This window comes from Novosphingobium sp. SL115 (assembly GCF_026672515.1).
Lineage (GTDB): Bacteria > Pseudomonadota > Alphaproteobacteria > Sphingomonadales > Sphingomonadaceae > Novosphingobium.
In genome coordinates, this window is record NZ_JAPPRG010000003.1 from 396,494 (window position 1) to 410,261 (window position 13,768).

Sequence of the window (13,768 nt, forward strand, 5' to 3'; positions counted from 1 at the left end):
CCTATAGGCCTGCGTCCAGAAATGCGTTGAGCACTTGCGCGGTTTGCGCCGGATTGTCCTGCATCACAAAGGCACCGGCGTTTTTGACCACAACGGTCTGTCCGTTGCGCAACGTGGGTTCAACAGTGGCGCGGAACTTGTGGTAGGCCTTGTCGAATTCGCCATAGACCAGCAGCGTGCGGGCCTGAATGCGCGGGATGTTTCCGGCAATGTCGGTGATTGCCACGCCGCGTTCGCAAGGCTGGGTCCAGCGCCCTGCGGCAAGGCGGCTCTGGTTGCCTTCGGCGCTGATCGGATCTGCGTTGATGATTCCGAAGGTCTGGCGCAACTGATCTGCCGTGGTGGGCAGCGGGTCGCCGTTCTTGTCAAACAGATTGGTCTGCTTTTCATCGACCAATGCCTTGATCTGCGCCAGCGTACGCCGCCCGCCCAGCGCGCTGGAAATGATCGCCAGCGATTCAATACGTTCGGGCCAGAATGCGGCCAGCGACACGGCGGCGCACCCGCCCAGCGATGTGCCGAAAAGGTGGACCTTGTCGATGCCCATTTCATCCAGCGCGCCCACCAGCAGCGCGGCAATTTCGCCCAGCGTCAGAATGTAGGGGGCAGGGCCATCCCAGCGCGATGCGCCATGGCCGGGCAGGTCAAAGGCGATCACTTGCCGTCCCTGCGCCAGCAGTGGGGCGACATGGCGCCAGTCCGACAGCCACCCGCCCAGCTTGTGCAGCAGCACCACCGGCGGCACGGCGGGATTGGCCGCACCGATCGTGGCGTAATGCAGCACTCCGCCCGCGCGCCGCAACGTGCCTGTGGTGGTCCATGGGCCGGGCAATGGCGTGCCGATGGGCTTTGCCGGGCTGGCCGCGCAGGCCGATGTCGCCACGGCTCCGGCAATCGCCGCGCTGGCCGCGATCAGTCCTTTGCCCAAAGTCCGGCGGTTCATCATGGCAGTCCTGTCGTTTTCGTTCATGCCCACATCCTTGGTTCGCGGCCCAGAGCCGGGTTTGCTGCAAAGGCGTTTTCCGGCACCGGCAGGCCCAGATTTTCGCGCAAGGTGCCGCCTTCGTATTCGCTGCGGAACAGTCCGCGCTTTTGCAGGATCGGAATCACCTGATCGACAAAATCCTCAAGCCCGCCGGGCTGGTAATTGGGCGATAGTGAAAACCCGTCTGCCGCACCGTTGCGGAACCAGTTTTCGCACAAATCGGCCACCTGTTCGGGCGTGCCTGCAAACGAAAAGCTGGCGCGCGATACCACCACATGCCGTGCCAGTGCGCCGATGGACAAATCCTTTTCGCGCGCCATACGGATGATCTGCTGCTGCACCCATTTGCCACCGTTGGTTTCTGGCAGGTCGGGCAGCTTGTCATCGGGCGACAGGTGCGAAAGGTCGGCACCCAGTTGCAATTGCAGCGTGCGCAATGCCAGTGCTTCGGGCACCAGTTCCAGCAGTTCGGCCTCGGCCCGCCGCGCTTCTTCCTCGGTCCCGCGCACCATAAGCTGCATCGACGGGATGACCTTTATATGGTCGGGATTGCGGCCAAGGGCGGCGGCGCGTGCTTTCATGTCGGCATAAAATTCCTGCCCCACGTCCAAGGACCGGGCAGCGGTAAAGATCAGGTCTGCTGTGCGCGCGGCCAATGCCCGACCTGCGTCCGATCCGCCGGCCTGCACGATGATCGGGTGCCCCTGTGGTGGGCGGGCGACGTTCAGCGGGCCTGCCACCTTGAAGTGTTTGCCATGGTGGTCCAGCTCATGCACTTTGGCAGGATCAAAGTATCGCGCGGCGTCGCGGTCGCGGATGATCGCGCCGTCTTCCCAGCTATCCCACAGTGCTTTGACCACATCGACGAACTCTTCGGCGCGGTCGTAACGGTCGGCGTGGTCCATGTTCACATCGCGGCCAAAATTGCGCGCTTCGCCATCGCTGGCCGATGTGACGACGTTCCACCCCGCGCGGCCCTTGGTCAGATGGTCGAGCGAGGCATAGCGCCGCGCGATGTTATAGGGTTCGTTATAGGTGGTCGATGCCGTGGCGATCAGGCCGATGTGGCTGGTCACCATCGCCAGCGCGGCGAGCAGCGTGGTCGGCTCAAGCTTTCCGGCATAATCGGTGGCGGCAAAGGCATCTCGCCCGGAAATGCTGGGGAACCCCACGGAATCGCCAGAGAAGTAGCAGTGCATTTTGCCGCGTTCGGCCACCTGGGCAAGGTGGGCGTAATGCGCGAAATCGTGCAGGTCGGCCACTGGCGCACCGGGCCAGCGCCACCCGCCGGGGTGTGCGCCGCTGTTATGGATGAAAGTGGCAAGGATCATCTTTGTGCCGTCAGAAGGCATGGAAATTCGCTCCGAAATATCAGGAATGGCTGGACCGGATCACGCCTGCCAGTTCCCCTTGCGGGTCGGCAGCGCGATAGGCGCGAAGGGCGGCAAGGAAACATGCGGCCGCGGCGACAAGGCAGGGCAGCACCACAATGACGAACGATTGCGCAATGCGCGCCTCATCGCCCAGCACATGTTGCGAAACCCACGCTATCACCAGTGGTCCGCCCGCGCCTGCGGGCAGCGCGGCGACCACGCTGAGGAAGGCATAAGTGAACCCGCGCATGTCGCCGGGCACGATTTCCTGCACCGTGGCGTTCATGGCCACGTTCAGCATCGGCGTGGTCAGGCTGATCGTGGCAAGGCAGGCGATGGCCGCAATCAACCCCGGTGCAAGTCCCGCCATCCCTGCGGGCAGCGCCAGCAGCGGCAGGATGGCCATGACCATCAGGCGTCCGCCTGCGCGGGTGCCCAGCGGTGAATCCGCCAGCATCCCACCCAGAAAATACCCGCTGACGCCTGCCACCAACATGCCAAGGCCCAAGGCATTGGCGATTTGCGGCAGGGTCAGCGCGAAAGTGCGCATCAGCAGCGGCGCGGTCCACGCGGTTACGCCCACAAAGGCCACGTAATACAGGCAGAACCCGCCAAACAGGGGCGCCACCACGGCGCGCTGCCGCCACAGATAGGCCAGCTTTTGCGCCGTGCGCGATGGCCCGGTTGCTGCAGGGGCAGGGCTGCGCCGGGCAGGTTCGTCCATGGTGAAGAACAGCAGGCCCACCAGCGGTCCGGCCAGCCCACACATCAGAAACGCGGTGCGCCATGATGCAACCTGGCCAAAGCCGGGCAGCACCACATTCAGGTCCGCCGCCACGATCATGCCGGGTATCACGGCGGACAGCGCGGTGCCAATCGACGCGCCAATCAGATAGGCGCTGATCGCCCGCCCACGCCGCGCCGGGGGGAACATGTCCGCGATAAGCGAAAGCGCTGCCGGGGCCACAGCAGCTTCGCCCACGCCCACAATCGCGCGCAGCACGAAAAATGTGGCGAAATCAGGCGCAAGGCCGCCAAGCGCGGTGGACAGGCTCCACACGATAATTGCCCAGCCCAGCACTTTCTTGCGCACATTGCGGTCAATCAGCGTGCCCAGCCACAGCCCGCAAATGCCGCTGAGCGCGGAATAGGCCAGCCCCATCAACAGGCCCATGCGGATATCGTCGATGCCAAGGTCTGCCTTGATCGGTTCGGCCAGAACGCCGACGATGGCCTTGTCGATGCTGTAGAAATTGGCTGCCAGAAACAGCAGCAGCATGGGCCACAGTGTCTTGCGCAAAGGGGGATAGGCCAAAGGAGAAGGGGGCGGGGCCGTCATGCTTGGTGTCAGGCCCTTTGTAGCAGGCTGGGATCGATGACATTGCTAACAAGCCGGGTACCCCGACCATAATCAAATTGGCTTATCGCCTTGATGGAATCCTGATTGGCGCTGTGCCGCGCCGCGTGCTTGGAAAAGGGGCATTCCCTTCTCACAGCCCGGACGCCACGATGAAATTGCTCGCCTTCATGATGCAGACCGGTGGCCATATCGCGGGTTGGCGGCATCAGCGCGCTGCGGATAACGCATTATGTGATATCGATTATTTCCGAAGGCTTGGCCAAGTGGCGGAACGCGGGCTGTTCGATGGCGTGTTTCTGGCCGATTATGTCGGTTATCATCCGGTGCAGGGCGCAGACATCTTTGCGGGCATGGAAACGCCCAAGCTTGATCCGCTGGCGGTGCTGTCCACCATTGCGGCGGCGACCAGCCATCTGGGCCTGATCGGCACGGCATCGACTACATATTCGCATCCTTATGATCTGGCGCGCAGGTTCGCCTCGCTCGATCACCTTAGCCGGGGGCGTGCCGGGTGGAACATCGTTACGTCCACCATGGAGAACGAAGCGCATAATTATGGCCGCGATGCCCACCTTGGCCATTCCGAACGCTATGCCTGTGCGGATGAATTTGTCGGCGTGGCGCGCCGTCTTTGGGACAGCTGGCAATCGGGTGCGGTTCTGGCCGACAAGGCCAGTGGGCATTACACCGATCCTTCGCGCATCAGTGCGGTCAACCACGCGGGCGACCATTTCCGCATTGCCGGACCGCTGACCGTGCCGCGCCCGCCGCAGGGGCATCCGGTGCTGGTGCAGGCGGGCGCTTCGGCCACCGGGCAGCGCTTTGCTGCTGCCAATGCCGAAGTCATCTTCACCTCGCACCCTACAATCGAAACGGCCAAGGCATTCCGCGCGGCCATGCATGCGCAACTGGCGGAGTTTGGCCGTGCGCCCGCCAGCTTGAAGGTCATGCCCGCGATCACCCCGATCATCGGGAAAACGCGCGAAGCGGCGCAGGTTCTGCAACGTGAACTTGACGGATTGATCCCCACGCGCATCGCGGTGTCCAAACTGGAAGCGCTGTTGGGCAATATCGACCTGTCGGGGCATGATCCCGACGGTCCGCTGCCCCCGCTGCCGGACGCGGCGCTGGCGGGCCAAAACTCTACCCGCGACCGCGTGCTGGAACTATCGGGCCGTCAGGGCCTGTCCATCCGCGCGCTGGCCCGTCAGGTGGCGGCGGGGCGCACCAGCCACACCGTTGTCGGCACCGCGCAGGATGTGGCGCAGACGCTGATCGACTGGGAGTTGCAGGGTGCAGCGGATGGCTTTGTCATTTCGCCGCCGTTCCTGCCCGCCGGGCTGGAAGATTTCGTCGATCAGGTGGTCCCCATCCTTCAGCAGCGCGGGCATTTCCGCACTGCTTATGAAGGCGTGACCCTGCGTGAAAATCTGGGGCTGGCGGTGCCGGACAACTTTTACGAAACCCACCCCGAAGCCCGCGCGCGGCCTGAGGTGTTTTGACCATGACCACATGGCCCGCCCTGTGCATCTATGCTCTGCCCGATGGGCAATCGCGCCTGATCGACATCGACCTGCCGGTTACGCGCAAGGTTACCGGGCCGGATGGCGCATCGCATTGGGAAGGGGTGGCAGCGGCCACGCATTGGGGGCTTGCCGGCAGTGCCAGTTCGGCCTCGCACCACGAATGGCACACTTGCGGTCAGGCGGGCCTGTCCATTACCTTGCGCGGGACGTGGGAGATTGAGGCCAGTGACGGCACCCGGCGCGCGTTGGGTCCGGGCGATGTTCTGGTTATGCTTGACACCACCGGACAGGGCCACCGCTCATGGCCGCAAGGTGAAGGCGATACCATGGTCATCGGGATGGGCCTTGGGGAAGACACCGAACGCGAAATGCGCGCCCGGCTTCGCTGATCTTTTTATCTGCACTTTCGGCAAAATGGAAAAGTAATGGTCCGGGCAGCACAGGCTGCCCGGACTTTTTGCACTACATCAGAAGTTGAACGTGCCACGCAGGCCTGCGGTTCGCAGTTCACGCAACTGGGCGACAAGGCCGCCGACCACCGCCGGGTTGGGCGAAGGGTTGGCGTGGACGATCAGGCTGTTGTTCGACACGCTGTAATAGTTCTTGTCGTTGAACAGGTTGGTGACGAATGCCTCAAGGCTCCAGGTCTTGTTGCGCACCCCGGCACGCAGGTTCACCTGCGTCATGTCGGGCGAGCGCACAATGTTCGAAACATCCGAATAGCTGCCCGACTTGTATACGAAGTCGGCGCGGCCAAACCCGTCCAGCTTGTCGGAAATGGCGGTTTCATAGCTGACCGCCGCCGTGCCCGACCATTTCGAGACGAACGGGCTTTGGTTGCCCTTGAAGTCGCGGATGCCCGTGAGTGCGGTGGTGCCGGTGTTCGATGCACGCACAATCTTGCTGTCGATCAGCGCGCCCGAAAGATCGAACGTCAGCCCGGTTGTCACGCGGGCGGAGAAGTTCGCTTCCACACCCTTTACTTCAACGATGCCCGAATTGGTCGATCCGACAACCTGATAGGGTTCGGTTTCGCCGTTGCCATCGGTGTCGATGTTGATCTGTGTGGACTGGGCCTGAATCTGATCGGTCCACTTGGCATAGAATGCGGCCACGTCATAAGTGAAGGCGCGGTCGAACAACTGGCCTTTCAGGCCAATTTCATAATTGGTGATCTTTTCAGGGGCAACTTCAACGCGGTAACCGAAGGCTTCGGCAGCCGCGATGACGGCCGGAACCGTGGCGGTGATGAAGCTGGTGTTGAACGCGCCGGGGTTCACGCCCTTGGAATAGGACGCATAGACCATGTTATCGTCGAACTTGTAGTTGGCAATAACGCGCGGGATGAAGTTCTTGAACGTCTTCTTGGCGATCAGCGACAGTTCCGGGTAAATACCTGCCGGAATTGTTGCTCCGCTGGACTTGATGCCGCCGCGCCCGGCAAAGGCGTGCAGCGTGTCCCATTGCAGGCGGGCGTCCGCGCTCAACGAAAATTCGGGCGTGAAGGCATAGGTCATGCTGCCGAAAATGCCCTTGGTCTTCGATTGCGATGGCCCGTTCCATGTCACGCCGGTCAGGTTCGGAGATCCGCTGGCGCTGATGGCCCAGGAATTGAGGTAGCTGGCGCCGATGGTGGCCTGAAGTGCGCCGCCCTTGTCATAGGACAGACGGACTTCCTGCGAAAAATCGCGGGCACGCGCTTCGACAAGGAAGACGAAGTTATAAGTGCCATTGGGATAAAACACCCCGGTGCCGGTCACGCCCGATCCGTTATAGTTGTCCAGATCGGCGATTTCGGCCTTTTCCTCGCGGTTCCACCCGGTCAGCGAACGCAGCACCAGCCCGGTGTCGCCAATCTCCCACGAGTTATCGAGGTGGATGTGATAGAATTCGTTGATCAATCCATAGCCGTTGAGGCCCAGATCGGTCACGCGCCCTGTCGGGTTGGCAAGGAAGTTGGTAATGAACGCGGTGTTGGCCGTGTCGACCGATGGTGAAAGTGCAGAAAGTGCCGGTGCCACGCCGCAGAAAAAGCGGGTGGTGACGCCGTTTGATCCCTTGACGTTGCAGTTTGACTGATCCGGGCGGATCACGTTGCCTGCACGGTCTTTCAGTTCATAGGCACTCAGATATCCGCTGGCTGCCGGGCCGTCTTCCAGACGTGAATAGAGGCCGAATGCCTTCATCGTCAGCGATGGGGTTGGTTTGAAGGTCAGTGCCAGCGATGCCGCCTTGGATGACTGGTCGCCCAGCGTTTGCCCTGGCACCGATGCGTTTTTATACGAACCGTCCTTGCCAAACGCGCGTGCGGTGGCACGGAAGCCCAACACATCACCGATCAGCGGGCCGCTGAGTTCGGCCGACGCATCATAGTTGTTGCGCGTGCCATACATGCCGCCCAGCGAGCCGGTCAGCGTTTCGCTGGGAGCTTTGGTCACCACGTTGATTGCGCCGGCAAAGGTCTGGCGGCCAAAGGTGGCCGATTGCGGGCCTTTAAGCACTTCGACGCGGGCCGGATTGGTCAGCACCTGCATGGCGGTAGCCTGTCCTACGGGCACGCCATCGATGAACATCGACGTGGTTTGCGCAGCCGATGTGGAAGGTGTCATCCCGCGCAGGATGACGCCAACGAACGAACGGTCGGCACGTGCGCCGCCGCCGGTGGCCTGTCCCACGATGTTCAGGCCCGGGACGAAGCTGCCCAGATCCTGCAGGTTGGCAATGCCGCGTTCGGCCAGCGCTTCTTCGGTGAAGGCGGAAATGGCGATGGGTGTTTCCAGCAGCTTTTCTTCGCGGCGGCGCGCGGTGACGACAATGCTGCCGCTGGTGTCAGTGGTGCCTTCTTCGACAGTCTGTGCTTGGGCGGTCTGCGGTATGGCAACCGGCGCGGCAATACTGGCGACAAGAGCGCCAAGCGAACACATGGAATTGAAGCGTGATTTCATCATGATTCCCCCGATGATTTGGCAAAGTGCCACCAATCATGGAAACGAACTAAATCGCATCCAAAATTGAATTTCCCATAAATATGATTTTATTATCGAAGTTTCTGCCTAATATTCGTGAATCGATTCGAATATTAGGTGATTATTGTTGTGTTTTATTTGTAATGATTTGACGTTTTGTTGTTGGTTGTGTTCGTCAGGTGGATAGCGGTTCTGGCGCTGTGCTGACTTCCGATGCTTGGGGCGTGGCGGCGGGCAAGTGGTATCGCGTCATAATCAGCGTCGCGATTATTGCGCCAAGGGCGGGCACGATGGCCACACTGGCAAGAATGCCAGTGTGTACGCCTTCGGGCTGCGCCACGGGGCCACTGCCGATGGCGGACTGAAATCCCACCCACGCCATAATCATGCTGAAGGCAAAGGTGCCCAACGCCGATGTGCCCTTTTCGACCATGACGAACACGCCCGCCAGCATTCCGGCGCGGTCTTCGCCCTGCGTCCGTTTGGAATAATCCATGGTGTCGGTCAGCACGGTGTAAAGGCCAAGGAACACCCCACCGGTTCCCGCGCCGGACATGGCAGCGGCGATGAACACCATCGGGATCGCTGCGTCCGATGGGATTAGCGCCCAGGTCAGATAAGCGAATGTGCAGACCACGCCAGACAGCACCAGCGCATTGCGCCGCCCCATCCGCGCCGCCAGTCGCACCCACGCCATTTGCGAAAGCACCATCATGCCGGTCTGCACGGCAAAGATCGTGCCCAGCACGCTGTCAGACACGCCCAGCACGTGCCGGGTGTAATAGGGGATGGCCGAAATGTGGACGGCAAAGCCTGCAAACAGCACCAGCTTGAACCCCATCAGGCACAGGAACGGGCGGTTGGCGCGCAAGGCTGTAAAGGTGGCGCCGAATGATGCGGCAGGTTTGCGCGGTTCATGCTCGTTCCGTTTGGCCGCGGGTGGCTCTTTCAACAGGGTGAAGGACAGCACCCCGCCCAAGGCAATGGCGCAGGCCAGGATCATTGCCACCAGCCCGTGCCCCGCCCGGTCGCTGCCGATCTGTCCCAGCAGGAACGGCGCGGCGGACGTGGCGGCAAAGCTGCCCAGCGAAGATCCATAGACGCTGAACGTCATCAGCCGTGACCGGGCGTGGAAGTCATCGGTCAGCGTCCGCCCGATGGCCAGATAGGGGATGCGGAACATGGTATAGGCGGTGGAATAGATCAGCAGCGTCAGCCCGACATAAAGCCACAGCGCCGATCCGCTAAGGCTGCCAGGCACGTTGAACAGCAGCGCCATGGACAGCGCCGCCAGCAATCCGCCCGCCAGCAGATAAGGCCGGAACTGCCCGAAACGGGTGCGCGTGCGATCGCTGACATAGCCCATCAGCAGGTCGGCAAAGGCATCATAAACCTTGGCAAACACGGTCAACGCGCCCGCAATGGTAATCGCGATGCCCAGCGAATCCGTCATGAAGCGCAAGTGCAGAAGGCCCACCGCGCTGACCAGCGCCGATGATGTGAACGACCCTATCGTCCAGCCGAAATATGCGCTTTTGTTCATGCACGGGCCTTCTTGGAATAAACGGGCAAAAAGTCGGCAGTGGCGCTATTCGCTCCACACTTTGGAAAGGTCGGAACTGCCGACTTTGGGGCAGCCGTCCTTGGGAAGCTGCACCGAAACCATCATCGATCCTTCAGGGCCGGACCGCGAAATGTGGCCCTTGCCCGTGCAGTCTTCGGCAAAGGCCAGATCTCCGTGGCGCAGTTCGTATTCGGTGCCATCGTGCAGCCCGATAATCATAGACCCGAAAATGGGGATCAGGAAGGTGGGGTTGTTGGCGACGTGAAAGCCAAAGCCCGCACCCGCTTGCGATGCGCCCACGGTTACCCGTTCGGCATTGCGGCGCAGCAGCGTGGCAATCTTGCGGCCCTTGGGTTCAATGACGGTAAGTTGTTCGGCCCGCGTCAGCCCGTCAGGCCCGCTATACAGGTGGAACACACGCTTGATCCACGGCATGGCATCGCCAGTGGGTTCAAATTCCATCGGGAAGACCGGGCCTTGGACGGCGCGCACTTCCTTAGTCCCGTCTGCGGCCTGCGCGCGTGATGCGGCGGCCAGCGCGGCCATCAATCCGCCGCTGCCGATCAGGAAATCGCGTTTGCTGTGCTCAGTCATCGCCGTCATGCCGCCTGCGCTTCACGTCGCACAAAGGCGCGCGGTTCATGGTCGGGGCGAGTCCAGATGACGGGCAGCTCGGGGCAGGGGGCAGGATGTTCGCCTTCGGTCTGGGTCAGCAGGTCCACGCCCTGCACCGGCATCAGCCCTTCGCGCGGGCACCAGTATGCGTCATCCCCGATCATCCGCATGGCCAGCCCAGTGCGCGAAAGTTCGGCGGAATCGTTGCCTTTCGAATAGTGCGGAATGTCCACATGGAACAGCACGGCATCGCCCGGTTCCAGATCCCACGTCTTGAACGTAAACGGAAAATCGGGGTTATCACGTTCCTGTTCAAAGTCGGGAAAGCGGAATGTGCCATCGCCTGCCGGACCAAAGCGGGAGCCGGTTTCCATGCAGAACTTGTGATATCCGGCCACAAATTCGATCCGCCCGTTTTCCTTGTTTACCGGCGACAGCGCGACCCACAGGTTGGGGATCATCGTGCCAGTAAACGGCCACAGGTGGTCGGCGTGCCACTGCATGATCGAAGGCGAAAGTGGTGGCTTCAGAAACAGGTGGTCATGGAACATCTGCACCCGATCTGCGCCGATGACCCGCCCGACGATTTCTCCGGCCGGAGAATTCAGTGCAAAGTCGCGGAACGTGCCGGGATTGCGGAACAGGTGCGAAATCGACAGCATCGCGCCGTGCGAAGGCCCGGCAGACCCATAGGCCTTAGGGTCGGCTTGCACCGCGCTGGCGGCCTGCTGCAACCGGGCAATCCATTCGGCATCAAACATCTGGCGCAGGCAGACCACGCCATCGCGCGCATAATCGTCGATATGCTCCTGCGTGATCGGGTTCAGCGGATGGGTGTTCATCGGGCGTGCGTCCTCAGCAATAGCAATCGGGCAAACCGGTGGTCCGTTGCTGCTTGAAGATGGACCTGCCATGCACAAAGGCTGCGACGCGCCCTTGCCGGATGTCGATTCATTCCCCATCAGCGGTCGCATCGACAATGCCTTGCGACGGCCACCTTGTTGTATTGCAGCAAAGTGACTTTGACGGGCTATCTTGAATAGCGCGGTAATTCTGAAAGGCGATAAAGCTTATTGATCGCTCCGGCGAAAAAGGGGGATCACCTGTATCGGGTGGCCGCCCTATTTGAACGAAGGGCTGCGGAACGTCTGGCGCAGGATTGACATGAGGCGGCGCAGGGCGCGGCTTTGATAACTGCCTGCCACGGTCAGCAGGCCCAGCGGCGGAGCATCCATTTGCGTGCCTTCCACAAGCCGTATCGCGCCCGATGCCAGTTCGCCTTGAATGAAATCGTCCGGCAGCATCCCCAGCACATCGCCATGTTCCACCAGCGTGCGGATCAGCTGCATTGATGGTGATCGGATCATGGCTTTCGCAGGGGTCATGCCAACACCTTGCAACATATGTAGAATGTCTTCACTTCCGGTCTGTTGTACCGGTACGTTGGGCACGGCCACTTGTGCCCAGCCACGCGGGCTGAGAGGGATGCCCGCGGCAATTTCGGCAAAGATCGGATGGTCTGCTGCGGCATAGACCGAATAGGATTGACGCAGCAGCGGCTCGAAATCGAATTCGGCCTCGTGTTCGGTTTGTGCGGCGGTGGCGCAGATGGCAAGATCCAGCCCGCCCTGTCGCAGCCGTTCCTGCAATTGCGCGCTATATCCATCGACGATCTGGATCGTCACATCGTCGTGCGCCGCGCGGAATTGCGCCAGTGCGCGGGCGAATGCGGGCGTGACCAGAATGGGATGCACACCCAGTTCCAGCGTCTGCACCCGGTTGCTGCGTTCCACTTCTGCCAGCAGCCGCGCCTGTTCGCTGACAATCAGGCGGGCGCGCACGATCAGCCTTTCGCACGGTTCGGTAGGTTTGATGCCGCGCGGCCCGCGCACGAACAGCGGCAGGTTCAGGCTTTCCTCCAGCTGGCGGATGCTCCACGTCAGCGCGGGTTGGGATATGCCGAACGTCTTGGCCGCTTTTCGGAAACTGCCCGCTTCATAAACCGCAATCAGGCGTTCCAGCTTGGCGATATTCATATGCAGTCCTTTTGCGGCCGCCCTTGCGGGTAACCCTATCCCGTTGGCTGGCCGCAACATGAGCGATCAAGTTACTTGCGCACTCCAATAGATTTCTTTGGTTACCTGGCGGATGGCCCGGTGGCAGGTTTTGTGTGCTGGCAACCGTCGGCCCATTTCACAAATCAAAGGAACGCGCCGCCATGGCATTGGAAATTCTCGGTGTTCTGCTTCACCGCAATGCGTCCGAGATTACCCCTGCAGATGGCGGCCCGTCCTTCGATATGCAGATGATCGGCCAGATGGCCCGCGCGTTCGATGACAACGGCTTTGATCGCGTGCTGATCCTGCAAAACTCCTTTGCGCCCGATCCCTTTGCCATTGCCGCCCATGTCAGCGCCATCACGCAAAGGCTGGCCTTCATGGTCGCGCACCGCCCCGGCTTTATCGCGCCGACCATGGCCGCGCGCATGTTCGCCACGCTTGACCATCTCAGCCATGGCCGCGCCGGGGTGCATGTCATCACCGGCGCCAACGACCACGAATTGCAGTGCGATGGCGATTTCCACACCAAGGAGGAACGCTATCGCCGCAGCGCCGAATATGTGCAGGTGATGCGCGCCATCTGGGAATCGGACAAACCGGTGGACCATGCAGGCGACTGGTATCGTTTCAACAGTGCGCTGTCCGAATTGAAGCCTGTCCACGGCGCGATCCCGGTCTATTGGGGCGGATCGTCGCCGCTGGCGCTGGAAATGGGCGCACAAGTGGCCGATGTCTATGCCATTGGCGGGTTGAAGCCGCTCGCGCAGATGCGGGGCACAGTGTCGCAGATTCAGCAGGCGTGGGCACAGGCGGGGCGATCTGTCCGCCTGCAAACATCAGTTCGGGTTATTCTGGGCGATACCGAAGAACAGGCCTGGGCCGCCGCGCGCGATGTGGTAGAGGCCTTGCGCGAGAAGGGCCTTGAACAAAAGCGTCAGATTGCAGGTACAGGTGAAGCCGTCAGCACCGCTATGCGGCTTGATCCCAAACTCTCCACGACCAAGGGCGGGTCAGGCCGCGATGAACTGGAAGCCATCGCAGCCGGGGCCGAACTGGTGGACAAGCGCCTTTGGAACGGGATCACGCGCGCGTCGGTGGAATTCTCCACGCCGATGCTGCCGCCCGCGCTGGTGGGCACGGCGGATCAGGTGGCCGATGCGATGATGGATTATTACCGCATGGGTATCACCGGCTTCCTCATTCGCGGGTTCGACCTGTATGGCGATATTGCGCTGCACGGCCGCGAACTCATTCCCGCGCTGCGCCAAATGGCCGCGCAGCATGACCGTGTGCTGCAAAACGCCTGACATGAAAGGACG

The 13,768-nt window shown here is 61.4% G+C and carries 11 protein-coding genes; 3 read left to right on the forward strand and 8 right to left on the reverse strand.

Annotation, left to right across the window (positions count from 1 at the left end):
* Window position 1 precedes the first annotated feature (1 nt).
* The 3 genes from OVA07_RS18090 to OVA07_RS18100 are packed head-to-tail and all read right to left on the reverse strand — an operon-like array spanning window position 2 to window position 3,697.
* On the reverse strand, window positions 2-970 hold the full coding sequence (locus OVA07_RS18090; protein WP_268173083.1) for an alpha/beta fold hydrolase: 969 nt from the start codon (window positions 968-970) through the stop codon (window positions 2-4).
* Window positions 967-2,337 carry an LLM class flavin-dependent oxidoreductase gene (locus OVA07_RS18095; protein ID WP_268173084.1) on the reverse strand — a complete coding sequence of 457 codons (1,371 nt, stop codon included), beginning with the start codon at window positions 2,335-2,337 and terminating at the stop codon, window positions 967-969. Before OVA07_RS18095 ends, OVA07_RS18090 begins: the two co-directional genes overlap by 4 nt.
* 19 nt (window positions 2,338-2,356) lie before the next feature.
* Entirely contained in the window at window positions 2,357-3,697 is a 1,341-nt protein-coding gene (locus OVA07_RS18100; protein WP_268173085.1) for an MFS transporter, read from the reverse strand.
* Window positions 3,698-3,867: 170 nt separating this feature from the next.
* Here OVA07_RS18100 and OVA07_RS18105 point away from each other — a divergent pair, with 170 nt between their 5' ends.
* Window positions 3,868-5,220, forward strand: coding sequence for an LLM class flavin-dependent oxidoreductase (locus OVA07_RS18105; protein ID WP_268173086.1), 1,353 nt, complete (start codon window positions 3,868-3,870; stop codon window positions 5,218-5,220).
* A 2-nt stretch (window positions 5,221-5,222) separates the two neighbouring features.
* A complete protein-coding gene (locus OVA07_RS18110) occupies window positions 5,223-5,633 on the forward strand; it encodes a hypothetical protein (RefSeq protein WP_268173087.1) in 411 nt (136 codons plus the stop codon).
* A gap of 78 nt (window positions 5,634-5,711) precedes the next feature.
* On the opposite strand, the gene OVA07_RS18115 is transcribed toward OVA07_RS18110, so the two are convergent.
* The 5 genes from OVA07_RS18115 to OVA07_RS18135 form a co-directional block, all read right to left on the reverse strand.
* Complete coding sequence (locus OVA07_RS18115; protein ID WP_268173088.1) at window positions 5,712-8,192, reverse strand: TonB-dependent receptor; 2,481 nt, start codon at window positions 8,190-8,192, stop codon at window positions 5,712-5,714.
* A gap of 193 nt (window positions 8,193-8,385) precedes the next feature.
* Entirely contained in the window at window positions 8,386-9,753 is a 1,368-nt protein-coding gene (locus OVA07_RS18120; RefSeq protein WP_268173089.1) for an MFS transporter, read from the reverse strand.
* Window positions 9,754-9,798: 45 nt separating this feature from the next.
* On the reverse strand, window positions 9,799-10,368 hold the full coding sequence (locus OVA07_RS18125) for a hypothetical protein (protein ID WP_268173090.1): 570 nt from the start codon (window positions 10,366-10,368) through the stop codon (window positions 9,799-9,801).
* A 5-nt stretch (window positions 10,369-10,373) separates the two neighbouring features.
* Window positions 10,374-11,231, reverse strand: a complete 858-nt coding sequence (locus tag OVA07_RS18130) for a phytanoyl-CoA dioxygenase family protein (protein WP_268173091.1) — start codon at window positions 11,229-11,231, stop codon at window positions 10,374-10,376.
* Between the two features lie 279 nt (window positions 11,232-11,510).
* The gene (locus tag OVA07_RS18135) at window positions 11,511-12,425 is read right to left on the reverse strand and encodes a LysR family transcriptional regulator (protein WP_268173092.1); all 915 of its coding nucleotides are present in this window, start codon (window positions 12,423-12,425) and stop codon (window positions 11,511-11,513) included.
* Window positions 12,426-12,607: 182 nt separating this feature from the next.
* On the opposite strand from OVA07_RS18135, the gene OVA07_RS18140 reads away from it, so the two are divergent.
* Window positions 12,608-13,756: an LLM class flavin-dependent oxidoreductase gene (locus OVA07_RS18140; protein WP_268173093.1), complete on the forward strand. Its 1,149-nt coding sequence runs from the start codon at window positions 12,608-12,610 to the stop codon at window positions 13,754-13,756.
* The last annotated feature ends 12 nt before the right edge of the window (window positions 13,757-13,768 follow it).